The organism is Pseudoalteromonas sp. P1-16-1b (genome assembly GCF_001401785.1).
Classification (GTDB): domain Bacteria; phylum Pseudomonadota; class Gammaproteobacteria; order Enterobacterales; family Alteromonadaceae; genus Pseudoalteromonas; species Pseudoalteromonas undina.
In genome coordinates, this window is the sequence record NZ_LKGQ01000004.1 from 182,814 (window position 1) to 205,503 (window position 22,690).

The window sequence follows — 22,690 nt, forward strand, 5'->3', positions numbered from 1 at the left end:
TTATGATTACGCTTATTACAGGTGCAACATCAGGTATAGGTGAACAACTCGCGATAAAGTATGCAGAGCAAGGTGATACAGTCATTGCGTGTGGACGAAATACTCAAAAGCTCGCAGAACTTGCCAAGCATAACAACATAAAAACCTGCCAGTTTGATGCAACCAACTTGCAAGATATTAAAGCTGCGACTCTCGGCTATCCGCAATTTGACCGCGTTATTCTTAACGCCGGTAATTGCGAGTATGTTGATGATGCACGCAATTTTGATAGCGCCCTTTTTGAGCGTGTTATTAATGTTAACTTACTTTCTATGGGGTATTGCTTAGAAGCACTTTTACCCAAAATAACATCAGGCGGCCAACTAGTGATGGTCAGTTCGAGTGTTACTTATTTACCTTTACCGCGTTCAGAAGCGTATGGCGCATCAAAGGCGGGCGTAAGCTATTTAGCTAAAACCTTGGCAGTGGATTTAAATGACGTTGATGTAACACTAGTCCATCCTGGTTTTGTAAAAACACCGCTTACAGACAAAAATGATTTTCCTATGCCTATGGCTGTTAGTGCTGAAAAAGCGGCTGACTATATAATCAAAGGCGTTAACAAACGTCGTAAAGAAGTCCATTTTCCGTATCGTTTCACACTTATATTAAAAGCACTGCGAATATTACCACTTTCGCTTTGGCTTAAAATTGCAAAAGGATTAACCCGTTGAAAAAAATAGCAATAATTGGGACTGGTGTATCAGGTTTAACTTGCGGACACCTATTGCACAAGCATTATGATGTCACACTATTTGAAAAAAATGATTATATTGGTGGCCATACTGCCACGGTTGATGTAAATCACAGCGGTATTAACTACGCAGTTGATACCGGTTTTATCGTATTTAACGATAGAACATACCCTTACTTTGAAAAGCTGCTTGAACGTATTGGTGTAAAACGTAAACCGACCCAAATGAGCTTTAGTGTTCATAATGAAGCAACTGGCTTTGAGTATAACGGGCATACATTTACTAGTTTGTTTGCTCAGCGCAGAAACATAGTGAGACCTAAGTTTTGGCGTCTTTTGTACGATATTGTGCGCTTTAACAAACTGTGCAAGGCTTTATATGAAAAAGGCCAATATACTGAGCAATCACTTGGTGAGTTGCTACAACAACATCGCTTTAATGACTTTTTTAAATACCACTATATTTTGCCAATGGGTGCAGCTATTTGGTCGACAAGCATTAAAGAAATGGAAAACGTGGGCGTAGAATTTTTTGTAAAATTCTTTTTTAACCATGGTTTATTAGACATTACCAATAGGCCGCAATGGTATGTTATTCCGGGTGGCTCTCGTGAATACATTAAACCGTTGATAGCTGGTTTTGCTGATAAAATACAGTTAAACACTGACATTAAATCGGTAATCAGAGACGAGCAGGGAGCCACCATTACATTTGCTGATGGCCAGCAAGCCCTGTTTGATAAGGTTATTTTTGCGTGTCATTCAGATCAAGCGTTAGCGTTACTTGGTGATGCCTGCGAGCAAGAAAATAAGGTGTTGGGTGCTATTCCATACACTGAGAACTCGGTGGTATTGCATACCGATATTTCATTATTACCAGATAGGAAAGCAGCGTGGGCGAGCTGGAATTACTTACTAAATAATAATACCGACAAAGCCGCTGTTGTTACTTATCAAATGAATATACTTCAAGGAATAGAGTCTGATACCCAATTTTGTGTCACTTTAAATCACTTAGAAGGGATCAATCAAAGTAAGATTTTACGTGAGTTTACTTATCACCATCCTGTGTTTAATCAACAATCTATTGCTGCTCAACAGCTGAAAAATACGGTTGACGGGCAAAACAATACTTATTTCTGTGGGGCTTATTGGTATAACGGCTTTCATGAGGATGGTGTGCGCAGTGCCGTCGATGTTGCAAAACAACTTGGAGTAGAGTTTGACTAATGCAGTGTATTTAGGCGATGTAAAGCATCGCCGTTTTGCTGTAAAACATCATGCGTTTAATTACCCACTTTATATGATGTGGGTTGATTTAAATAATACTCATGCGCTTAATGGCGTCCATAAGCAGCTTGGAACTTCAGGGTTTAAAGCATTGAAGTTTGAGCAATCTGATTATTTAAAAGGGTTACCCGATAGTCATCATCAGCCCATCATAGAGCGAGCTCATGCGCAGCTAGCCCAGTTAGGGGTAGATGAGAAATTTAGCCATGTGTTCCTGCTAGGGCAATTACGCTGTTTGGGGATTTATTTTAGTCCAGTTAACTTTTACTTTTTTGGCCAACAAAACAATGAGTTTAGCTATATGGTGGCCGAGGTGAGTAATACCCCATGGAATGAGCGACATTACTACTTGGTTCCACTACAAAAAAAAGTGAACTTTAAGAAAGTATTTTCCGTATCACCCTTTATGAATTTGGATATGAACTATCATTGGACTGTTCGTCAAAAGAAAGACAATATACTGATACGTATAGAAAATAAGCGCGATGAAGAACTACTTTTTGATGCATCGTTAAGGTTACAGCGTCAACCCTTGTGCAATAAACAAATGAGCAAGTTGTTGAAGCGCTTTCCTGCGATGACATGGTCTATTTTCAGAGGTATTTACTATCAGGCATTTAAATTGTTTGTTAAAAAAGTCCCATTTTTAGGTCATTCAGGCAAACTTTAAATTTAATTTATGTTTTTTATAAGTAATAACAATAATATAGGTAAGTATATGGAAAAGGTATCGAGCTTACGCGTTCAGGAACGCACCAGTTGGTTTACTAATTTATATAAAAAGTTAGTGTTTAAAGCGTTCTCGTCAATTGAAACGGGGCAGATAGTGTTGGTTGAGAATAACCAACAGTCTGTATTTGGGGATGCGTCTTCAGAGCTGAAAGTTACTGTCACCGTTAACGACAATGCCATGTATAAAGCGTTCGCTCTTTCTGGTAGCGTGGGTGCGGGCGAGTCTTACATTTTAGGGCAATGGCAATGTGATAATTTAACTCGGTTAATCGAAATTTTTGCGATTAACCAAGATCAACTAGATGCATTTGAAAAAAAGTTCGCGTTTTTTAGCAACATCGCTCACCGCATAAACCACATAAAAAACAAGAACTCACATGCGGGTTCAAAAAAGAATATCGTCGCTCACTATGACTTAGGAAATGATTTATACGAGTCTTTTTTAAGTAAAGAAATGCTTTATTCGAGTGCAGTATACCCAAGTAAAGATGCTACCTTAGAACAAGCACAGCAGTACAAGCTACAACGCATATGCGAACAAGTTGAGCTACAACAAGGTGACACTGTTATTGAAATTGGTACCGGGTGGGGCGCGTTTGCTATTTATGCCGCTACTCATTATGACTGCCATGTCACAACTACAACCATCTCTGACGAACAGCACGATTATGTTGCCAACAAAGTTAACCAGCTTGGACTTGAAAGTAAAATAACCTTGCTCAAGCAAGATTATCGCTTATTGACTGGCAAATACGATAAGTTAGTTTCAATTGAGATGATAGAAGCCGTTGGGCATGAATACTTACCCAGCTTTTTTACTAAGTGCGGTGAGTTATTGAAAGACAACGGTGCTATGCTTATTCAAGCAATTACGATTAGTGACCAGCGTTATCAACACTATTTAAAAAATTCAGACTTTATACAACAGTATATTTTCCCCGGTGGGTGTTTGCCTTCGCTTAACGAAATGAGTGAACAAATTAAAAATAACACCGACATGAATATTCACACCATAAACGACATTGGTGCTCACTATGCCCGCACTCTTGCTGATTGGCGAGAGCGTTTTATTGCCAGCTGGCCAAAGCTTGATAGCGATAAGTTTGATGATCGTTTCTATCGCTTATGGCTTTTTTACCTTGCCTATTGCGAGGGCGCATTTAGAACCCGAGCAACCAGTACCGTGCATTTAATGGCACGCAAACCCCGCTTTACGAGTAGTAATGATGAGATTGCACTCGCTTATTAATTTTGCGCTGTTTCAAGTAGTGTGGTTTATGTGCCTGCTACTTGAACAGCATGCAATTGTATACTCTACTGTAGTCATCGCTTTGATGTTTTATTTATCAGCACAAAAAAAACAAGATGCTTTGCTGGTATTAAAAGCCCTGCCACTAGCACTGTTGTGTGAGTTTATTGCGGTTCAGTTAGGGTTATTCGAATTTAAAGTCGATCCTCTGCCATTTTGGTTGGTGTTTTTATGGGTCGCATTGTTGCTGTGTATCAATACCTCTATGTCGTTTCTGACAAACCTTAAATCATGGCAAGCATTTGCTGTGTGTTTATTATTTGCCCCTGGCAGTTATTGGGCCGGCTCACGATTTGAGGTATTAGAGTTAGGGATGCCACTGTGGCAGTTTTGGCCACTTTACGGTGCTTTATGGGCTGCAACATTTACGTTTATTTTATTTTTAAACGGTAAAATAGGCGAGTTTGTTAAGCAATAATACAATACAGTTTGGAGATAACGATGAAAACGCTTTTAAATTTACTTATTGTTTATGCTTTATTTAGCCCTGTAGCTAATGCCGACACTCAGTTTAACAAGGTGGGTGAAGCACGCATGGAATACTTGTTTTGGGATGTTTATGATGCAACGCTTTATACACCTTCTGGTAGTTACACCGCAAAACAAACGCCTGTTAAATTTACCTTAACTTATTTGCGCGATTTTGACGCTAAAGACATTGTAAAAGCGACTAATGAGCAGTGGCAGCACTTAGGTAAACCTCAACTTTCAGAGCGCTATGCTGATAAATTACTCTCGATATGGCCAAATATTAAAAAAGGAGAATCGTTAACCTTGCTGACTGATAAGCAAGGACACAGTACTTTTTTCCATAACGATAACCAAATAGGTCGCATTGATGATGCCGCATTTGCTGAGGATTTTTTAGCTATTTGGTTAAGTGAAAACACCTCAGAACCATCAATTAGAAATCAACTATTAGGGATTTAATATGATTAATCTAAAACGCGTTAAAGTTGCCATGGTATTGGCCGTTAGCTTTTTTATTGCCAGTTGTTCAGCCCCAAGTGTTGAACATTACAAGGGTTCAGAACCAAATTTCGATTTTAAGACTTTCTTTAGTGGTGATTTGAAAGCCTATGGCGTTGTACAAGACTTTAAAGGTGAATTAACCCGAAAGCTTGTTGTTGACTTAAACGCTACATGGGATGTGAATAAGGGCACTATTGAAGAAGACTTTGTTTACGATGATGGAGAAACACAAAAACGCATTTGGAAAATTACCTTAAACGACGATAACACATTAACAGGAACAGCTTCTGATGTTTTAGGGATAGCTACAGGAGAAAGTGACGGCAGTGTGTTTCATTGGAATTATAATGTAGAGATCCCTTACGATGGCAGCACTTTAGAAGTTAATTTTGATGATTGGATGTACCTAGTAACAAATACACGCTTGATAAACCGCACGTCTATTGTTAAGTTTGGTGTTGAGGTTGGGGAAGTAACCTTAGTAATAGAAAAGGTAGAGTGAGTCATTAAGGTGCAAAGTTGCACTAATAGTGTGCTTAAATTAAGCTTTTGTTAACTCAACTCGCTGTATTTTACAGTGAATTTTACTATTTTTACTAATTTTTTAGTATTTTAGATAAAAAACGTAATTTGCTGTTGCTAACTCTTCGAAAATGCATAAAGATAGGATTTGCGAAGGCAAAATAATAACGAATAGGAATCTAATAATGAACAAAGCTCAACTAGTTGAAAAAATCTCTACTGACGCAGAAATCTCTAAAGCAGCCGCTACACGTGCACTTGACGCATTCACAGGCGCTGTAACTTCTTCATTAAAAGAAGGCAACTCTGTTGCATTAGTTGGTTTTGGTACTTTTTCAGTTAAAGAACGTGCTGCACGCACGGGTCGTAACCCACAAACGGGTGCAGAAATCCAAATTTCAGCAGCGACTATCCCAAGCTTTAAACCAGGTAAAGGTCTTAAAGACCAAGTAAATCTATAATTATAGGTTTATAAAATATAATAAAAGGGCTATTTAGCCCTTTTTTTTTGTTGTAAATTTATCGCTTATTTAGCTTTAAGCGCTTTATCTCCTCGGCCAATGCCGACTGCGCCTGAGCGTACCACTTCAATTATGTCGGTCTCGTGGCGTAAAGTATCTAAGAACGACTCTATTTTATCGGTGCTACTTACCAATTGTAGGCTGTAACTTTGACGACCCATATCTAAAATAGCCCCTTGAAATACATCAACAACACGAGTTACTGCCGCACGAGTAGTTTCATCTTTGGCAAATACTTTTACTAACAGCAGTTCGCGTTCTATGTGACTCATGTCGGTTAAATCAATAACTTTGAGTACATCGACCAGCTTGTTTACTTGCTTTGTTATTTGTTCAACAATTCTGTCATCACCTTTAGTGGTTACCGTAATACGAGAAAGAGACTCATCATCTGTAGTACCCACTGTTAAGCTATCAATATTGTATGCTCGTTGAGAAAAAAGCCCCACTATACGTGATAACGCACCAGGTTCATTTTCTAATAATATAGATAATATACGACGCATTATGCCTTCACTCCTTTTCTTAACCACATTTCGTCTATACCACCGTGCTTAATTTGCATTGGGTAAACATGTTCTTTTTCGTCTACTAAAATATCTAAAAATACCAATCTGTCGGTTATCGACATGGCTTTGTCTATCGCGGGTTGTAATTCATCAAGGGTGTTTACTCTGATCCCAACATGGCCATAGCTTTCAACAAGCTTTACAAAATCAGGCAAAGATTCCATATACGATGAAGAATGCCTACCGCCATAAATCATGTCTTGCCATTGTCTTACCATACCTAATGAACGGTTATTTAAGGAGATCACCTTTACTGCTAAGTTATACTGTAAACAGGTTGATAGCTCTTGAATGTTCATTTGAATAGAGCCGTCTCCAGTCACACATAAAGACTCTTTATCAGGAAAAGCCAGCTTAACCCCCATAGCCGCAGGTAAACCAAAGCCCATAGTGCCTAGGCCGCCTGAGTTGATCCACTGACGAGGGTGTTTAAATGGATAGTACTGCGCGGCAAACATTTGATGTTGGCCAACATCAGAGCTGACATAAGCATCTCCGTTGGTTGCTTCATATATTGCCTCAATAACTGCCTGAGGCTTTATTTTGTCACCATCGCTGTTGTAACTAAGGCATTTTTGTTCACGCCAGCTGATCACTTGTCGCCACCAATCTTCTTGTGCACTGCGATCAATTTTAATTGAACTGTTATCTATGGCAGTTTGTAATTGCTCCAGTACCGTTGCCAAACAGCCAACAACAGGAATATGTGATTTAATGGTTTTAGAAATAGAGGTTGGATCAACATCTACATGCACAATAGTGGCATTTGGACAGAATTTTTGAACATTATTAGTAACCCGATCATCGAATCGTGCGCCAAGTGCTAAAATAACATCGGCATTGGCCATCGCTTTATTGGCTTCTAATGTGCCGTGCATACCCAACATACCAATAAAGTTAGGGTGAACGCCCGATATACCGCCCAGTCCCATTAACGTGTTGGTAATAGGGGCATTAAGTGACTCGACTAAATGAGTTAGTTGCTCTGAGGTGTTTGAAAGCACAATACCGCCACCAGAGTATATAACCAGTTTTTTTGCTTCTAAAATAGCAGTAACGGCCTTACGAATTTGTTTAGAGTGACCCTTGGTATTAGGGTTGTAGGTTCTGAGTTCTGTTGCCGCTGGAAAGTTGTAAGCAAAAGTTAGCTCTGGGTTAAGCATGTCTTTAGGAAGTTCTACTACCACAGGCCCTGGGCGGCCGGTACTGGCAATATAAAAGGCTTTAGCAAGAATATTGGGAATTTCACTCGCGCTTCTACAATTAAAGCTATGTTTTACAATTGGGCGAGAGCAACCAACAATATCGGTTTCTTGAAACGCGTCATCACCAATAAGACTTGTGGGCACTTGACCTGATAACACCACCATAGGAATTGAATCCATATACGCAGTTGCTATGCCTGTTACACAGTTTGTTGCACCGGGACCTGATGTAGCAAGTACAACACCTACTTCACCGGTGGCTCTTGCGTAGCCATCGGCCATGTGTGTAGCCGCTTGTTCATGGCGTACTAAAATGTGCTCAATATCGTCTTGCTGAAAAAGTGCGTCGTATAAATCTAATACTGAGCCGCCGGGATAACCAAATATATACTTTACCTTTAGCTCTTTTAATGACTTAACAACCAATTCAGAGCCATTATATTCTTGTTTACTCATCCTCATTCCTCTGTTGATTACATGCAAAAAAAAACCCCCGCGTAGTGCGAGGGTTTTAAAAAGCATTTTTCACCTTTTAATACATCCCCGCTGGGCTTATCACTAAGACCAGTACGAGTAAGACTAAAAGGCGAAATTGTGTATTCATGATGTTTTGCTCTTTAAAATAAAATGCTGTTTAAATAACAATTTTTGTATGTGGTTATTTTTAAGGCTTTTGAGCACACATGTCAACCCATTAAACTGATTTTTGGATTAAAAATTCATTTTTAAATGTTTTTTAATCTAATAATCTATTTGATATGAGTTATTTTCACTTTATAAGCAGAAATTATGCAGTTTTGCGTGTTTGCCTAGGCTTGAGGATGGTCAGGGGGAAATTTAAATGCTGTGTTTCTGGCATAAAAAAAGCCAGCATTAGCTGGCTTTTAATTTAACAGTCCTAATTACAGACGGTCAATTACTGATTGTGTGAAATCAGTAGTGCCGTGGCTGCCGCCTAAATCGCGGGTAGTACGGTCGCCTGATTTAATCACATCAGCAACAGCGCTACGAATACGCTCAGCTGTATCGCCCATGTTTAAATGCTCTAGCATTTGAATAGAGGCTAAAATCACTGACGTAGGATTTGCAAGGTTTTTACCAGCAATATCAGGTGCGCTACCGTGAACAGCTTCAAAAATAGCAGCATCTTCACCAATGTTTGCACCAGGTGCCATGCCTAAACCGCCTACTAAACCAGCACATAAGTCAGATAAAATATCGCCAAATAAGTTCGTTGTAACGATCACGTCAAACTCTTCAGGGGTCATTACAAGCTTCATACATGTTGCATCAACAATCATTTCAGTTGATTCAATTTCTGGGTAACGCTCAGCTACTTCACGCGCCACTTTTAAGAATAAACCAGACGTTGATTTTAAAATATTTGCTTTATGTACAGCAGTTACTTTTTTACGACCTTCGCGCACAGCAAGTTCGTATGCGAACGTTACAATTTTTTCTGCGCCTTCGCGAGTGATCACTGATTTTGCTTCAGCTTCAGTACCATCTTCAGATACAACTTGGCCTGCACCTGAATACATACCTTGTGTGTTTTCACGAATAGTGATGATATCAATATCGTCGTAACGGGCTTTAGTACCGGCAAACGATTTAACTGGACGTACGTTAGCGTATAAACCAAATTGCTTACGAAGTGTTACGTTGATAGATGTAAAACCTTCGCCTACAGGCGTGGTTAATGGGCCTTTTAAGGTGATTTTATTCTTAGCAATTGTGTCAATTGTTTCTTGTGGAAGCAATTCGCCTGTTTTTTCAAGCGCAGCTAGGCCAGCGTCAACAAATTCATAATCAAAATCGCATCCTGCGGCTTTTAGTATTTCAAGTGCTGAGTCGATAATGCTTGGGCCGATGCCGTCGCCTTTGATCACTGTTATGGTTTGTTTGGCCATGAACTTTTCCTTTAAAGATTTGGATACACACATAAATAAAAATACTCAACAGAGTTTAGACTACTTATATGACAGGGGTACTAAATTTGAGCCGGCATTTATACCAATTTATCTCTCATTTTGCCAGTTTATAGTATGAATACAGGGTATAACCTTGGGTTATAATGGTAATAAGTCAGCTAAATACTATTGTGTAGCCCTAAGCGCAGCAGCGATTGATTGAAATCGGCTTCACTTTGCCAGCCATGGTGACAAAGTTGTTGATTTAATATTTGCTGTTGCCATGCTGTTAATGGCTGGTTAGGTTTAAGTATGCGTTGTGCCACTACCTTTAATGCCGCCCATAATTGTCCAGCATCACTAAGCTGCTTTTTAGGCAATTGCTCTGCATTTAATAAAGCCGACGCCCATGGGTCGCCACTAAGTAATTCGTTAAGCTCACTGTTTAAATGAGAGGCATCTACGTTGTTTACACCAAAAAATGTACTAAAAGGTGTATCGAGAGATTTATTCGGTGTTTGATCAATGGTGATTTTTCTAGAAACATCTGCGCTGTAATGTATCAACACATAATATAAGTAAGCATATAAGCTTAAACTAATACGCTCACCTTGAACGCGGGGATTATGCTTTACTAATAGCTCTAAAATATTAACTAAACAACTAATACGGGTGCATAAAAAGGCATGTAAAGGATGAGCAATACTATTTACTAATTGTTGAAACACCACCCCTTGAATAATAGCCGGTGCTTTATCGTAACCTACCATAGATAAACTATGTCTTAAATCTTTAGCGGGTAATAGCTCTTTGTTGTAGTGCTTTACTGCTAAGCATACTGACTTTATAACGTCAGGGTAGGGGGTAAGTAAGGTGTTCAAAGCTTTAAAGCTGTATTCTTTTTGCGTTTTTATTTGTTTAACTAATTGGTACAAGGGCGTTTGTGCAGAGAGTTCACTATTCGGGATATTAAGATATTCACTGTCCCATACTTTTAAAGATAAGCGGTTATCAATGCATTCCCATGCTTTTGAGTCATCCATTAAGGACGCTTTAATACGATACCATGCCATTTTAGTATTGGCGTTATTAACTATAATATGTCGGCCTTGCGTATCCGTGGCTAAATATACCATAGCTTGGTCGGCATACACGACTTGGCTGCCAGGTACGTATTGTCCAACGTGAGCAACTAGCGCTTTTAATAACGTTTGTGCAAATGAGTTGGGAGTTCTTATATATAAATCAGCGACCGCTTTATAAAAATTTATGTGCTGTTGTTTTTCATTACAAGTAACGTTAAGTGCTAATATATTAGCTAAAGAAACCAACACACTGGCACCGTCATAAAGCATAATTTTAGGTGTATCTAATAATGCGTGTTTGTATTTGCCTAATTTTGCCAAAATATGAGCAATTTGGTGCGCGGGTTGTTTAGCCGTTAATAATACTTTGGCTGCAAGTTTATGGCGTAACTGCCACATTTTTTTATCGGCTTCGTTAAACGTTTGCTGTTGAGCTAACTTATTTAATTGTTTGGCAACACAAAGGTGTTCAACTAATGAGGCACTAATATAAAGCTCGGTTAAATCGTTGTCGTAGTTTTGACTACGACACAAAGCACAGGTTAATACACATTGGTTAACCACTAAATTGGTTGCGTAACTATAATGTGTTTTATATAAATTTAACTGAGCTTGCAAGGCCGCTGGGTTTTGTTTGTATAATGCAGCGTATTGCTCTGAAAGCTTACACACAAGAGGGTAGAAGGTATGCCACTGACTTTTATTGTTATGGGAGCTTAAAAGCAGTTGCGTGCTTTCGAATAGCTTTTTTAGTTTACCCGACAGTGGAGCTTCCATTAAATCTTCCCATCATTATGCTCAAGATATTTTTCATAAGCACTTGGGCCCCACATTATTAGTTGGCCATTTTTAAATAATAACCCAGTACATTCATCCATGGTGGTGATACCGTCTGAGGTTTTGTGTTGGGTACGATAAAAAACCACCTGCCATACTTGCTCGCCATCACGCTTAGCATAGGTTAAATCTGGGCTACCTAAATATTCAAGCACATCATTTAGCGTAAAGGTATCTTCTAAACGCAATTTTTCGATATAGCGTTTATTAAATGCTTCTCTGTCTTGCCAAATCATAGCTTGTGGATCGTCTTTATAGAACATAATAACTGACGTAGCTATTAGAGCGTATAAACCTAATCCTAATATTAAATACCTAAAAAACTTTTTAAACATTGCCAACCCAGACCAAAATAGCTATCGCTAGTATACGTATTGCTAGTGTACAGTGCTATTAACTTGCGACTAATTAAGCCTTAACTGCTTTAAACTAAAGCCTAAATGGATATCTGTACGCAAACTCACCAATTGCTTAGAAATAACAAACATATCCATATCTTCATTAAGCTTTTTTTGTAGCCGCGTATTTAACGATTCATCATTTAGCGCTTCTTCAATAGAGCTATATTGATTAACCAATTGCTGCGCGGATTTAACACCAATACCTTTAACACCAGGAATGTCGTTGGTTTTATCGCCTGCGAGTGCCCAAAAGTCGATGAGTTTATGTTGAGCGACAGCAAAGCGCTCTTCAATGTGTTCTTCATTGAGGTGTTGCTTTTTAAAGTAATCGTATACTTCAATATGCTCATTCAAATGAGGCAAAAAGCCTTTATCAGTAGAGACAATGGTATTGTTTATCTGATTATTAGCCGCTTTATGCGCTAAAGTCGCAATAATATCGTCAGCTTCATCGTTAGTCGGTTCAAATACCACTATACCGGTTTCTTCAATGGCCGCTTTAAAATGGGGTAACGCGTTTTTTAGGGTCTCTGGCATAGGTGCACGCGAATGTTTGTAGTCTTTATAAAAGTGGTAACGCCAGCTTTTGTCACCATCAAAAACCGCAATTGCATGGGTTGCATTGGTGGTCGTTAAAAGTTTTTTGCATGCATGTGCAACCCTTCCACAGCAGGCTTTTAACATGTGCTCGTCGCTGTGATGGCTTTGGTTTGCATCAACAGCATAAATGCGCCTAATTAAATTAAGCGCATCAATAAGGAGTAAATGGGGATTCAATTATAAACTCACGCTTTTATTGTATAACAAGGAATATACTTACTTCCGGGAAGTTTCATTCTACCTTGTTCTACAAATGCTTGTAAAAGCTTGTCCATTGCTTTCATTAAATCAGGCTCACCACTTAGCACATAGGGGCCATGCTCTTTAATTGCATTTAAGCCTTCTTCTTTTACGTTACCAGCAACAATTCCCGAAAACGCACGGCGTAAATTAGCGGCAAGCTGTTGTTTGGGTTGATCAAGGTGTAAATCAAGTGACGCCATAGCTTCATGAGTTGGATAAAAAGGCTGCTGAAAATCATTTTCTATTTTCAACGTCCAATTAAAGTAATAAGCATCGCCTTGGCTTTTACGGTATTCGCGAACTCCGCTCATAGCCGATTTAAGCTTTTGGCTAACTAATTGAGGATCATCAATAATCACTTCAAATTTACTCAGTGCAGCATCACCTAAAGTCATTTGAATAAACTTACAAAGCTCTTCAAAGTAAGCTTTGCTGTGTTTAGGGCCAGTTAAAATAACAGGTAAACATTGCTTGTCGTTTTCAGGGTGTAACAAAATACCTAATAAATAAAGTAACTCTTCGGCTGTACCTGCGCCACCTGGAAAAATAATAATAGCGTGTGCGGTGCGAACAAATGCTTCAAGGCGTTTTTCAATGTCGGGTAAAATAACCAGCTCATTTACAATCGGATTGGGTGGCTCTGCCGCTATAATGCTGGGCTCAGTTAAACCTAAATAACGATTATTGGTAATACGTTGCTTTGCGTGGCCAATGGTTGCGCCTTTCATTGGGCCTTTCATTGCACCAGGCCCACAGCCAGTACAAATATTTAATCCACGTAACCCCAGTTCATAGCCAACTTGCTTGGTGTATTTATATTCGACTTCGTTAATAGAGTGGCCACCCCAACATACAATCATGTTAGGTTCGCTATTTACCTTAAGCGCGTCGGCATTTCTAAGCATATCAAAAACCATATGGGTAATGGCTTTAGTTTCTTGGAGGTTCTTTTCATACTTTTGGCAAATAAACAAAATATCGCGAATAACCGAAAATATGTGCTCATGAATGCCTGTTACTATGTGGCCATCAACAAAGGCCGTTTGCGGAGGATTTTCTAACTCAATTTTTATACCGCGTTCACGGCTAACCAAACGTATATCAAAATCTTTGTGTTTATCGTAAATATCATTGCTTACATCGGTGTGGCTGCCTACATTGAGCACGGCCAATACACAGTTTCTAAATAGTCTGTAGCGTTCGCTGGTTGATGATTGCTCGAGTAAGTCTACTTCTAGCTGCGACAATAAATCTAATACCCCTGTAGGGTTTAATTGTATTAGCATCGACATTCTCCTTGAAACTTCTTGGGTAAATTTACTGCGTAGTTATGCCTTATACTCAAGGGTAAAAGTGCATAACACTATTTACTAATACACAGACGATCCCGGCCTGAGTTTTTAGCATCGTAAAGAGCCTCATCGGCTCTATCAAATGCTTTTAGAGGCGTATCACCCTCTTCAAATTGGGTTGCGCCTAAAGAAACAGTAATTTGTATTTGCTTGTCTTTAAATTTAAATGGGATCTTTTTAATCGACAGTCTTAATTTATCGAGATGCTCAACGGCGTTTTCAAGTGAAGTACGGGGCATTAATAACACAAACTCTTCGCCGCCATAACGGGCAATAAAATCAGTTTGTCTAATCGATTTTTGCAGCGCTTTGGCAATCACTTGCAAGGTAATGTCGCCGGCTGTGTGACCAAAACGATCGTTAATTGATTTAAAATGGTCAACATCAATAACCACTAAGGTTATGTCTGACGGGCGTTCGTTAAATACATTGATTTCGTGATTATAACGTTCATCAAAAGCTGCGCGATTAGGTAATTTGGTAAGACTGTCGAGTAAACTTTTAAAACGTTGTTCATTTAAACGTTTCTTATAATTACTAACTTTGTTTTCTAAACTGCCAATTCTATCGTTTATTTGTGCAAAGCTAGAAATTAAAATTTGGCGATCTTTTTGTTCTAGCTGCTCTTTTTCTAAAATATCAGCACTTAATGAGCGTAACTCATTTTCAACCAATTGCTTTAACTCTGTAATTGATGTTGCTTTATTTGTTTGTGTATTTAAATTTCTTAGCTTTTCACCAATTCGTTGATTAATTGAGTCAAACTCAACAGTCATCGATTCAGAATGTTCGCTGGTCGATACTAATGAGCGATGTAGCTCTCCGAGTGTTTGGTTTAAAGAGGTTAAGAAGCTTTGTGCTGACGCGCGCTCAACTTGAATGCTTTGTACAATAAGTGTGATTACATCAATTGCTGCATCAAGTAGCTGGTCTACGGCTTTATTTTTAGCGATACGTTTTTTTATTAAATACAACGCTTCGTTGGCTTCTTCTTCGAGAACTAGCTGACTGACTAATTTAAACAGCTTTTCAGTAAGAGCACTTAGGTTCGGAGGTTCAAAGGCGTCGTTGCTTTTAGCAATTAAGGCTTGATGATAAAAAGTTATCAGCTGGTTTAATATAGGAATAAAGCCATGTACAGATTGAATATCGTCTAGCTCGTTATCAAGCAAATGGCGCAGTGTTCTGCGGGTATCGTCAGGCAAGCCTTTGGTTTGTTGTAATTGCTTACCTGCATTTTGTACACTGGTAAAAAGGTCGCGTTGATGTGCTAGTTGAATGGCTTCTTGGTTTTTAAGCAAAGCTAAAATATCATCCACTAAAGGAGCAAAGTCTTCAAAACTCATTCCTTTGTTTAACGCGCTTCGAAACTTAGCTAGGCGGTTATCAAGCTCAGTATCAAGTCCCTTACAGCTTAAAGACAACTTAGCTGCAAAATTAGAAAGCGTACTCACTTGATGTTGGCGAGCACTTTCTATTACTTTTCTACTGTCGATTGCTTGCTTTAGTTTTTGTTCCACCGTATTGGAGCTCCTAGACACCTACACACCATCATCGTAATACCTCTATTGTTTTAGTTTACAACAAAAACATATTAATAGTAGGTATGAGATCAAAAACTTAATGTTTTTAATAACAAAATACGAGCGATCTTAAATATAAGTGCATTTACCGCTTTTAATTCACTTTTAAAATGGGTCTTGTTAATCTTGGTACAACAATACGTTATATAAAAAAGAGCCTTTATGAAAAAGCTACTTGCCTTATCAATTTTAGCTGCCTGTTCAGCACCAGCATTTGCCGACGTTAACTACGCTTTAAATATCTCTCAGCCAGAGCATCATTTAGGTGATGTAAATGTAGAGTTTCCTAAAACGGCGCAATCATATTTAGATGTAAAACTGCCAGCATGGCGTACTGGTCGCTATGAAATTTTAAACCTTGCCAATGGCGTTCGCTATTTTAAAGCCAGCGACGATGAAGGTAATGCATTAAAGTGGGAAAAAATAGACCACAGCACATGGCGTGTTCATTTAAACGAGCCGACTCAAGTTAATGTTGATTACCAAGTGTATGCCAATGAGCTAGGTAAGCGCGCTCGCCATATTGACGATAGCCATGCGTTTGTTGATGCATCGGGCTTTTTTATGTTTAGCGAGTCATTTCGCCAAGAGCCAGTTACGGTTGAATTAAACGTACCTAAAGCATGGCGCTCTGTGTCAGGTATGGAAAATTATAAAAACAAACACAGCTTTAAAGCCAACGACTACGACGTGCTAGTTGATTCTCCAATAGAAACCGGTGTTAATGAACTGCGTACTTTTGAAGTTGATGGCCGTGAGTATGAACTAGTGGTGTGGGGCGAAGGTAATTACGACATAGAACTGATGCTAACCGATCTGAAAAAGCTAGTGGCAACGGGCAATGTAATTTGGGACAGCTACCCGTATGAGCGTTATGTATTTATGGTGCATGCTACATCGGGCGCGGGCGGTGCAACCGAACACTTAAACTCAACTATTATTCAACGCCCACGTGATCGCTTTGCTAAACGAGAAGACTATTTAGCTTTTATCAGTACAGCGGCACATGAATTTATTCATACTTGGAATGTAAAAGCATACCGTCCTAAAGGGCTCGCGCCATATGACTACACTAATATTAATTATTCAAAATTGCTGTGGATTGCTGAAGGGTCTACCAGCTATTTTGAAGATCATTTATTAGTGCGTTCGGGTATTCAAACCACCGATGAATTTTTTAAGAACTTTAGTAAAACCATTAATCGCCACCTCACTACCCCTGGTCGTGAAGTGCAAAGTGCAAGTGAAACCAGCTTTGATAAATGGATAAATCAAGGTGGCGATCATGCACGTAATTACGGCACTAATATTTATCTTGAAGGCTCGTTATTGTCGATGGCGTTAGATATAGACCTACTTGAAAAAAGCCAAGGTAAAATAAGCTATAAAGACGTACACAACGAGCTTTATAAGCAACATAAGCTACCAGCGGGTTTTACTGAGCAAGACGTATTAGCTATTTTAAAGCAACTATCAGGACGTGATTACAGCGCTTGGTGGCAAGAAAATGTTAGCACACCAGCCAGCCTAGATTTTGATGAATTATTGGCAAAAGTTGGTTTAAGCTTTGATTTACCAGAAAAAGCCAAGGCCACACCAAGCTTAGATGCCTTTACTAAAAATACCGGCGAACTGCTTACACTTACCCATGTACGTCGCGATGGCGCAGCATGGCAAGGTGGCTTAACTACCGACGATAAACTCGTCGCTATTAACAAAAAGCATGTAGGGAAAAACTTAACCGCGAGCCTAGAAACATTTAAAGCAGGAGACAAGGTAACTGTTGATTTTATTCGCCGTGATGCATTAATGTCGACTGAGCTTGTGTTGTCTGAAGATTTCGACAAACCTAAAAAAGTAGTCGCTAATAAAAATGCTACTGCTGAGCAAAAAGCGCTGTTTAAAGCATGGATGGGCGTAGCGCATCCAAATGATGTGAAAAAAGACGACTAACATCGTTTATCATTTTGTTTAAAAAGGAGTTTAGGCTCCTTTTTTGTTTATTGGGCGCTATATTGTAACAATTTATCTCAGCGCAGTTGACCTGACTCATACTTAATGAGTAATCTGCTGGTTCAATAATAAAAGGGATTCTATAATGCGTTTAAAACCTCTTGTTGCCACGTTGGTAGCAACCTGTTCACTGGCTCTTTCTTTTGCGGCTCATGCCGATGAAGGCATGTGGCAACCTCATCAACTACCAGAGCTTGAGTCAATTTTAAAAGCCAAAGGGCTTGAAATTAGCGTTGATTCAATTTCAAAATTAACCGAATTTCCAATGAATGCGGTTATCAGCTTAGGCGGTTGTACAGCCTCGTTTGTTTCGCCAAAAGGCTTAGTTGTAACTAACCATCACTGTATTTATGGTTCGGTGCAATATAATTCAACGCCTGAAAATAACATTTTAGAAAATGGCTTTTTAGCAAAAACACCGGCTGAAGACCTACCAGCTGCGCCAGGTTCACGTGTGTACGTAACCGAAACAGTGACCAATGTGACCGATAAAGTGATTAGCGGCACTAACGAGCTAAGCGCAAAAGCACGCTATGATGCGTTAGAAAAAAATCAAAAAGCACTCGTTGCACAGTGTGAAGCTGATTCCAGTTACCGTTGTAATGTGTATTCGTTTCATGGTGGTTTAGAGTTTTACCTAATTAAATCGCTGGAAATTAAAGATGTACGTTTAGCGTATGCACCTGCCATGGGCGTAGGTAAATATGGTGGCGATATCGATAACTGGATGTGGCCGCGCCATACAGGCGATTTTGGTTTTTACCGCGCCTATGTAGGTAAAGACGGCAAGCCAGCAGAGTACAGCGAAGATAACGTACCGTACGTGCCAGAATCTTACTTAAGTGTAAGTGCTAAAGGCGTGCAAGAGGGCGACTTTGTTATGGTAACTGGCTATCCAGGGCGTACCAATCGTTACCGTATTGCCGCAGAGGTTGATTACGTATTTAACGACAGTTACCCTAAAGCGCGCATGCACAATACTAAATACGTGTCACTAATTGAAGAAAACTCAGAAGATGGCAGCAAAGCCCGTATTGCTTACGAAAGCACCATAGCAGGTTACAACAACTACATTAAAAACTATGGTTCGATGATTGAAAGCTTCAAAAAAGGCACCATGTTTGAGCGTAAAAAACAGTTTGAACAAGAGCTTACAAGCTGGATAAACAGCGATAGCGAGCGTAAACAGCGCTACGGGAATGTGCTTAATGAGTTATCGGCATTAGTAGCTCAATCGCAAGAGCACAGTGAGCGCGACCGTATGGTAGGCTATGTTCATCGTTCACAAATGATCAGCACGGCACGTCGTTTATACCGCTTAGCGGTTGAAAAACAAAAGCCAAATAGTGAGCGCGAATCAGGTTATCAAGAACGCGATTTACCGCGTATTAAATCTTCTCTTGAGCGTATGTCACGTCGCTTTGATGCCAATGTAGATAAAGCTATATTACTGCACTTTTTAGAGCAATATGCAGCATTACCTAAAGCAGAGCGATTTAGTGAAATTGATAAAGCTTTTGCTTTAGAAAACGGCTTTGATAAAGCAAAACAAAGCGCATTGCTAGATGAAATGTTCGCTAAATCAAGACTAGATAATGAAATTGTACGTAATTCATTATTTGAACAAACACTAAGTCAGCTTAACCAAAGCCAAGACCCGTTTATGCAATATGCAAAAGCTATATTTGCTGTGATGAAAGCCGAGGAAGATAAGTCAAAAGCCTTGGCTGGTAAGTTACAAGCTGCTCGCCCAGAGTTAATGAGTGCAATTATTGCCTTTAACAAAGCGCAAAACAAACCGGTTTACGCCGATGCAAACAGCACATTACGTGTAACTTACGGCACGGTAGGCGGTTATTCTCCGCAAGATGGATTAGTGGCTACGCCGTTTACTTCACTTGAAGGCTTATTGGCTAAAAACACCGATGTTGACCCATTTAATGCGCCTAAAAAGCTGCAAGAGCAAATTAAAGCGAAGCTTTATGGTGATTACACTGGTGGCATGAATACTGTTCCAGTTAACTTTTTATCAAATGTAGACACGACAGGTGGTAACTCAGGTTCGCCAACGCTTAACGGCAATGCTGAGCTGGTGGGTTTACTGTTTGATGGTGTGTACGAAAGCATTATTGGTGATTGGGATTACAACCCTGAACTAAATCGCTCAATTCATGTAGATTCACGCTACATGCTGTGGGTAATGGATAAAGTAGATAACGCCCAAAACTTATTAGACGAAATGAAAATCGTAAAATAAGTAGCAGTTAAAATAACAAAAGGCGCTTACCTTAACCGGAAGCGCCTTTTTTGTTTAAACATGTTTGGATTAATTTAACTTAAGCTACGGGCTACGGGGGGAGCTAATATTTGACTTTTCACTGGCGCGTTTAAGACTGTGTGATGGTTTTTGTTTCTCATTTTTTGCTCATTCACTTCTCTTTGTGTAATAAGACCCTTAAGTGGTTGATTTACAATGAGGGTGCAGAGACGCTGCGCTTTTGTAGGAGCAGGGTGTTTTTAAATTTAAACTTCTTTGATAAAGGTAAATACGTTACGTTTAAATTATTAAATGCCAACCAACATTATTTTACCTTGTGCCATCCCCTCAAGCTGGCAGCTAAAATCAATGCGCTTTTCAGCAGGTGTTTTATACAGCAAAGTGAGCTTACGAAAAGGCGTGGTAATCACTTTGACCGTTTTGATTTGTAAACTAACGCGCGTTCGTTTGTCTAAAAAGGCAAAAGCCGTTTCCGTTAACGCTTTTTTACATGCGCTTAATGCTATATTCGTCACAACGCCCGATAATATAGAGTTACTAATATCTTCAGCCGACAAGCTGCTATAGCCACTTGCCATTACGCAGGCGGCATAAATATCAAGTATGGCAATGGCACGTACTTTTTGACTTTTTGGATCCTCATAAACAGCCATTACACAGGGGACTTTAGACTCATCGAATACCTGCGGTTGAATTGTGTTTACGATTAAAGACTGACTTATATGTTTATGAAATAAACGTTCTAATTGCGACAGTTTTGGTAACGCTAAATCATCATTTAATTCAATTTCATCAGGAATGACTTCGTTATTTTCTACAAGTTGCACCAGAGGTAATAACTTATCGTGAAGTTGTTCATCGGTAAAAGGTTTTGATAGAACAAAAGATGCGCCAAAGCTAATAGCTTCTTCAATTTGAGACTTTTCATCAACCGTGGTTAGCATCGCGACTATTATATTAAGTTGTCTTTGCTTTATTGCACGTAATAGCGTAACTCCACACATATCAGGCATATGCCAGTCTGTAAGGACAATATCGGGGTGCCAACTACCAATCAGCGTTAACGCAGATTTAGCATTGTTGGCTTTTTCTATTAATAATTTTCGATAGCCAAACTTTTCCAACCCTCGGCGTACTATTTCAAGTGTTGCATGGCTGTCATCCACGATAAGTATTTTCACACAGGTAACTTTTTTTTAATGTTGTTGTTATTATGGCAGATTTTTTTCACAGCGCTAAACTCTAGTAAATAAACACTTAATTTAAGATAACTAAATAATGCCATATGCCGTATTTCCGCCAGAGGTTTATCATTATATTGCTATAAATTTTGGGCTACTTATTTTAGCCGCGTGGTTTTATATTCTTTTACTGATACTCAGAGAGTTTAGGGCATTTGCACTTAGCATGGTTAAAAGTAACGGAACAATGGATGATGTGACGTTAGCTATGTGCAGAGAGTCTGTTGAAAATGCTATGAGCTATGTTAACGATAATCGAAAAACTATCGCTGAGTTAATCAGTGTACAAATGCTATTACAACAGCAATTGACTGAGGTAACTTCATCAACCAAAGATCATGTTACCGAAAAAGAACAACAGCTAATCGATGATCTCAATAAAAAATTAAAACGCTCGCATAAGTTAATCCGCAAACTTAAGGGTGATTTGGATAAAAGTGTTGAAAAATTAAAAGTTACTCGCCAAAAGCTCTATGCACAATATGATGCAGTGACTGTGCTTCAAGAAGAAAAAGACCAGTTACAAGCAGATTACGAAGCGCTTAAAACCGCAAGCGAAAATAGTGATAAAACATCAAACGCAGATGCATCCTCAACGCCCGACCAAACAAGATTACTTAACACTTTAAACGAATATAAAAGGCAAATTGCAGAGCAAGACCAACTGCTACAGCAATTGCAGTTACAAACTGACGGGCCAGAAAGTAGTGAGGAGCTAGACACATTAAAGCAAGAGCTAGAAAAAACCCAGTACGCACTTAAACACCTTACAAAAGAGAAAAAATTCATTGAGGGGCGCTATTTAGAAATGATGAAAAATAGCCAAAAACCAAGCTAACTAACGACTTTTTTTAGTCTGAGCGAGTAAAAGTTATTACTGTGTTTTCTGCTCATTCAATTCTCTTTGCTAAGTAAGGTCTTATGCACAAAGAGGGCGAAGAGACGCTGCGCTTTTAGAAAAACAACACAGTGCTTTTCACTCATGCTTTAGCTTATATTGATGTGTTGCATGATCGATTGGTTGTTTTTTGGTAATTAAAGGCTTAGATGTAAATGATTAAATAAACCTTATTCAAGGTTTTGTCGCACTGGCGACGGCAGCCAAAGAGGGGCTGCCGCTGGTCCCTCTCTGGACACTCTCAGCGAACCCGAGCATCACACTTTATCATTCAAATAACCCACTACTTGAACGTAAGCGGCGTATATTCACCACCCATGGCGAAGTTACGCCTTGTATTTCATACATGAAATACATTACTCAGCAATACTTTATTTTCAGGGCGTGATAAAGGGG

At 39.2% G+C, this 22,690-nt stretch carries 20 protein-coding genes; 11 read left to right on the top strand and 9 right to left on the bottom strand.

All coding sequences use genetic code 11. From position 1 onward, the window contains the following. The first annotated feature begins 2 nt into the window (after positions 1-2). The 8 genes from AN392_RS04920 (at position 3) to AN392_RS04955 (ending at position 6,019) form a co-directional block, all read left to right on the top strand. A complete protein-coding gene (locus AN392_RS04920) occupies positions 3-713 on the top strand; it encodes an SDR family NAD(P)-dependent oxidoreductase (RefSeq protein ID WP_055012020.1) in 711 nt (236 codons plus the stop codon). Then, positions 710-1,963, top strand: coding sequence for an NAD(P)/FAD-dependent oxidoreductase (locus AN392_RS04925; protein WP_055012021.1), 1,254 nt, complete (start codon positions 710-712; stop codon positions 1,961-1,963). Before AN392_RS04920 ends, AN392_RS04925 begins: the two co-directional genes overlap by 4 nt. Beyond that, positions 1,956-2,693: a DUF1365 domain-containing protein gene (locus tag AN392_RS04930; RefSeq protein WP_055012022.1), complete on the top strand. Its 738-nt coding sequence runs from the start codon at positions 1,956-1,958 to the stop codon at positions 2,691-2,693. Before AN392_RS04925 ends, AN392_RS04930 begins: the two co-directional genes overlap by 8 nt. 48 nt (positions 2,694-2,741) lie before the next feature. Next, a complete protein-coding gene (locus AN392_RS04935; protein WP_055012023.1) occupies positions 2,742-4,004 on the top strand; it encodes a cyclopropane-fatty-acyl-phospholipid synthase family protein in 1,263 nt (420 codons plus the stop codon). Then, positions 3,982-4,482, top strand: coding sequence for a DUF2878 domain-containing protein (locus AN392_RS04940; protein WP_055012024.1), 501 nt, complete (start codon positions 3,982-3,984; stop codon positions 4,480-4,482). The genes AN392_RS04935 and AN392_RS04940 overlap by 23 nt, the downstream gene beginning before the upstream one ends. A 23-nt stretch (positions 4,483-4,505) precedes the next feature. Then, positions 4,506-4,994 carry a chalcone isomerase family protein gene (locus AN392_RS04945; protein ID WP_054201624.1) on the top strand — a complete coding sequence of 163 codons (489 nt, stop codon included), beginning with the start codon at positions 4,506-4,508 and terminating at the stop codon, positions 4,992-4,994. Position 4,995: 1 nt separating this feature from the next. Continuing rightward, entirely contained in the window at positions 4,996-5,538 is a 543-nt protein-coding gene (locus AN392_RS04950) for a DUF3833 domain-containing protein (RefSeq protein ID WP_055012025.1), read from the top strand. Between the two features lie 205 nt (positions 5,539-5,743). After that, positions 5,744-6,019 carry an HU family DNA-binding protein gene (locus AN392_RS04955; RefSeq protein WP_008112559.1) on the top strand — a complete coding sequence of 92 codons (276 nt, stop codon included), beginning with the start codon at positions 5,744-5,746 and terminating at the stop codon, positions 6,017-6,019. A gap of 65 nt (positions 6,020-6,084) precedes the next feature. Here AN392_RS04955 and ilvN read toward each other — a convergent pair whose 3' ends face one another. The 8 genes from ilvN to AN392_RS04995 form a co-directional block, all read right to left on the bottom strand. Further along, complete coding sequence (ilvN, locus tag AN392_RS04960) at positions 6,085-6,585, bottom strand: acetolactate synthase small subunit (protein ID WP_055012026.1); 501 nt, start codon at positions 6,583-6,585, stop codon at positions 6,085-6,087. Then, positions 6,585-8,309: an acetolactate synthase 3 large subunit gene (locus AN392_RS04965; RefSeq protein WP_054201622.1), complete on the bottom strand. Its 1,725-nt coding sequence runs from the start codon at positions 8,307-8,309 to the stop codon at positions 6,585-6,587. Before AN392_RS04965 ends, ilvN begins: the two co-directional genes overlap by 1 nt. 446 nt (positions 8,310-8,755) lie before the next feature. Continuing rightward, the gene (locus AN392_RS04970; RefSeq protein ID WP_008112567.1) at positions 8,756-9,763 is read right to left on the bottom strand and encodes an isocitrate dehydrogenase; all 1,008 of its coding nucleotides are present in this window, start codon (positions 9,761-9,763) and stop codon (positions 8,756-8,758) included. A gap of 179 nt (positions 9,764-9,942) precedes the next feature. Further along, on the bottom strand, positions 9,943-11,625 hold the full coding sequence (locus AN392_RS04975) for a hypothetical protein (protein WP_055012027.1): 1,683 nt from the start codon (positions 11,623-11,625) through the stop codon (positions 9,943-9,945). Continuing rightward, entirely contained in the window at positions 11,625-12,020 is a 396-nt protein-coding gene (locus AN392_RS04980) for a DUF3192 domain-containing protein (protein ID WP_054201620.1), read from the bottom strand. Before AN392_RS04980 ends, AN392_RS04975 begins: the two co-directional genes overlap by 1 nt. 69 nt (positions 12,021-12,089) lie before the next feature. Further along, entirely contained in the window at positions 12,090-12,863 is a 774-nt protein-coding gene (gene xni / locus AN392_RS04985; protein WP_055012028.1) for a flap endonuclease Xni, read from the bottom strand. Between the two features lie 8 nt (positions 12,864-12,871). After that, a complete protein-coding gene (ppnN, locus tag AN392_RS04990) occupies positions 12,872-14,215 on the bottom strand; it encodes a nucleotide 5'-monophosphate nucleosidase PpnN (protein ID WP_010388893.1) in 1,344 nt (447 codons plus the stop codon). 77 nt (positions 14,216-14,292) lie between these two features. Beyond that, a complete protein-coding gene (locus tag AN392_RS04995; protein WP_082360132.1) occupies positions 14,293-15,801 on the bottom strand; it encodes a GGDEF domain-containing protein in 1,509 nt (502 codons plus the stop codon). Positions 15,802-16,026: 225 nt separating this feature from the next. Here AN392_RS04995 and AN392_RS05000 point away from each other — a divergent pair, with 225 nt between their 5' ends. Both AN392_RS05000 and AN392_RS05005 read left to right on the top strand, forming a co-directional pair. Further along, positions 16,027-17,817, top strand: coding sequence for a M61 family metallopeptidase (locus tag AN392_RS05000; protein ID WP_055012029.1), 1,791 nt, complete (start codon positions 16,027-16,029; stop codon positions 17,815-17,817). Positions 17,818-17,962: 145 nt separating this feature from the next. After that, positions 17,963-20,134, top strand: coding sequence for a S46 family peptidase (locus AN392_RS05005; RefSeq protein ID WP_055012030.1), 2,172 nt, complete (start codon positions 17,963-17,965; stop codon positions 20,132-20,134). A gap of 308 nt (positions 20,135-20,442) precedes the next feature. Here the strand turns inward: AN392_RS05005 and AN392_RS05010 are convergent, their stop codons facing one another. Then, the gene (locus AN392_RS05010) at positions 20,443-21,336 is read right to left on the bottom strand and encodes a response regulator (protein WP_055012031.1); all 894 of its coding nucleotides are present in this window, start codon (positions 21,334-21,336) and stop codon (positions 20,443-20,445) included. Between the two features lie 97 nt (positions 21,337-21,433). Here AN392_RS05010 and AN392_RS05015 point away from each other — a divergent pair, with 97 nt between their 5' ends. Further along, complete coding sequence (locus tag AN392_RS05015; protein ID WP_055012032.1) at positions 21,434-22,234, top strand: hypothetical protein; 801 nt, start codon at positions 21,434-21,436, stop codon at positions 22,232-22,234. Positions 22,235-22,690 lie beyond the last annotated feature (456 nt).

What these genes read in the sequence shown, in the direction of transcription:
- AN392_RS04920 (WP_055012020.1), top strand. Translation starts at nt 3, where the DNA reads ATGATTACGCTTATTACAGGTGCAACATCAGGTATAGGTGAACAACTC.
- AN392_RS04935 (WP_055012023.1), top strand. Translation starts at nt 2,742, where the DNA reads ATGGAAAAGGTATCGAGCTTACGCGTTCAGGAACGCACCAGTTGGTTT.
- AN392_RS04940 (WP_055012024.1), top strand. Translation starts at nt 3,982, where the DNA reads ATGAGATTGCACTCGCTTATTAATTTTGCGCTGTTTCAAGTAGTGTGG.
- AN392_RS04945 (WP_054201624.1), top strand. Translation starts at nt 4,506, where the DNA reads ATGAAAACGCTTTTAAATTTACTTATTGTTTATGCTTTATTTAGCCCT.
- AN392_RS04950 (WP_055012025.1), top strand. Translation starts at nt 4,996, where the DNA reads ATGATTAATCTAAAACGCGTTAAAGTTGCCATGGTATTGGCCGTTAGC.
- AN392_RS04955 (WP_008112559.1), top strand. Translation starts at nt 5,744, where the DNA reads ATGAACAAAGCTCAACTAGTTGAAAAAATCTCTACTGACGCAGAAATC.
- ilvN (WP_055012026.1), bottom strand. Translation starts at nt 6,585, where the DNA reads ATGCGTCGTATATTATCTATATTATTAGAAAATGAACCTGGTGCGTTA.
- AN392_RS04965 (WP_054201622.1), bottom strand. Translation starts at nt 8,309, where the DNA reads ATGAGTAAACAAGAATATAATGGCTCTGAATTGGTTGTTAAGTCATTA.
- AN392_RS04970 (WP_008112567.1), bottom strand. Translation starts at nt 9,763, where the DNA reads ATGGCCAAACAAACCATAACAGTGATCAAAGGCGACGGCATCGGCCCA.
- AN392_RS04975 (WP_055012027.1), bottom strand. Translation starts at nt 11,625, where the DNA reads ATGGAAGCTCCACTGTCGGGTAAACTAAAAAAGCTATTCGAAAGCACG.
- AN392_RS04980 (WP_054201620.1), bottom strand. Translation starts at nt 12,020, where the DNA reads ATGTTTAAAAAGTTTTTTAGGTATTTAATATTAGGATTAGGTTTATAC.
- ppnN (WP_010388893.1), bottom strand. Translation starts at nt 14,215, where the DNA reads ATGCTAATACAATTAAACCCTACAGGGGTATTAGATTTATTGTCGCAG.
- AN392_RS05000 (WP_055012029.1), top strand. Translation starts at nt 16,027, where the DNA reads ATGAAAAAGCTACTTGCCTTATCAATTTTAGCTGCCTGTTCAGCACCA.
- AN392_RS05005 (WP_055012030.1), top strand. Translation starts at nt 17,963, where the DNA reads ATGCGTTTAAAACCTCTTGTTGCCACGTTGGTAGCAACCTGTTCACTG.
- AN392_RS05015 (WP_055012032.1), top strand. Translation starts at nt 21,434, where the DNA reads ATGCCATATGCCGTATTTCCGCCAGAGGTTTATCATTATATTGCTATA.